We start from the raw sequence: 1,325 nt of genomic DNA on the forward strand, positions 1-1,325 counted from the left end.
CGACGGTAGCTAACCTGCCGCGGTCATCTCACCAGCAGAAGGGTGTGACCGATGAGGACAAAGAGCGCCAAGAAGATTCTGAAAGCTGTTGCTGCGGCCGCAGTGCTGGCCGGCGTCACGCTGGGGTCGTCGGGCTGCATAACGATTGACATTCCCCACGCTCCCGTCTACGCGAATTAGCTCCGCTGGTTCGTTGACTTAGCGATCGTCCGCTTCCCGCGGCGGTGCATCCGCTTCACTAGCGCGCCCGGAATCGCGACGAGTTGACACGCGGCTGCGAACTGGACTGCCACGTGTCGAGAGAGTCGAGGATGGCCGCCATCCCGGGCGATCGCGCGGTCAGGCCTGGACGTTCGGCCAGCGCTGGGGCCGCGACCATACAACCGTCAGGTGACGAAACTGGCTGAGGGTCAATCACACTCACTTATTGCTGGCGGGTCGCCGGAAGCCATGCTGGTGCCGGTAGCCACTCCGCCGGTAGTCGCGCTCGGCGGCATTGCACGCCGCAGCGGGCCTCCGCCCGTGCCAACGCGACCCGTATTGACCGGAACACGTGGTCGCCGGCCACACGGAAGGCAGCGACCACCCCGACGCCGCGGACTATTCCACTCTGATTGCCCCGAGGTCGATCGTTATGGCACCAGATGACCCCAGCGTGACGCCTCCGGTCAGCACTGCGGCCACTACAACGGCGGCTGTCAGCATCTTCTTGCTGCTCTTCGTCTTCTTCATTTCGGGTCTCCTTGCCCCCCGAAACGCTTCCCCCGTTGGACTGTGCTGCACCTCCGTTGCCGGACCTTCTCGCAATCTGCTCAGTGTCACACTTTGCGGTGACTTTCTTAAGACTCTCGACGACTCCACTTCTGATCGCCTTCGCACTGTGATAGTCCGGTTCGCTTGCTGGATAGCCAGTAGTGTCCGGTTTCTGCGTTCGGATGCTCGAGGGCAAAGCCGTGACCAGAGGGCAGAGATCGCGCAGACCCTCGGGAGTACGGAGGTAAGCCCTACGTTGCGCTGCATATCGCGCCATCTTGAGCGAGTGATAAAGAAGACGCGAGTGACTGCGGCTTCTTTGGTCGGGCTGACAGGATTTGAACCTGCGACCACTTGACCCCCAGTCAAGTGCGCTACCAAACTGCGCCACAGCCCGTGCGCCGATGCTTAACCGGCAGCAGGTCGAAAGCCTACCGTAAATGGTCGCCCGGTCCGCCAAGCGACCTCCACTGCACGGTGACCCGCCTGTCGCATCGCGTCTTCCCGCTCCGGGGTGGCAGGCGACCATGAATCCCAAACGCGCTAGCACCAGCGCTATGCCGCTGACACTC

2 protein-coding genes and 1 tRNA gene are annotated in these 1,325 nt (G+C 62.5%); 1 reads left to right on the forward strand and 2 read right to left on the reverse strand.

The window, feature by feature from the left end; all coding sequences use genetic code 11:
* Positions 1-51 precede the first annotated feature (51 nt).
* A complete protein-coding gene (locus tag A5652_RS28915) occupies positions 52-180 on the forward strand; it encodes a hypothetical protein (RefSeq protein ID WP_255361799.1) in 129 nt (42 codons plus the stop codon).
* Between the two features lie 420 nt (positions 181-600).
* On the opposite strand, the gene A5652_RS28920 is transcribed toward A5652_RS28915, so the two are convergent.
* Together A5652_RS28920 and A5652_RS05770 are read right to left on the reverse strand one after the other, a co-directional pair.
* Positions 601-732: a hypothetical protein gene (locus A5652_RS28920; RefSeq protein WP_255361808.1), complete on the reverse strand. Its 132-nt coding sequence runs from the start codon at positions 730-732 to the stop codon at positions 601-603.
* A gap of 341 nt (positions 733-1,073) precedes the next feature.
* A tRNA-Pro gene (locus A5652_RS05770) sits at positions 1,074-1,150 on the reverse strand.
* Positions 1,151-1,325: the final 175 nt, after the last annotated feature.

Origin of the sequence: Mycobacterium sp. 1165178.9, from assembly GCF_001673555.1 — a bacterium.
Taxonomy (GTDB): Bacteria; Actinomycetota; Actinomycetes; order Mycobacteriales; family Mycobacteriaceae; genus Mycobacterium.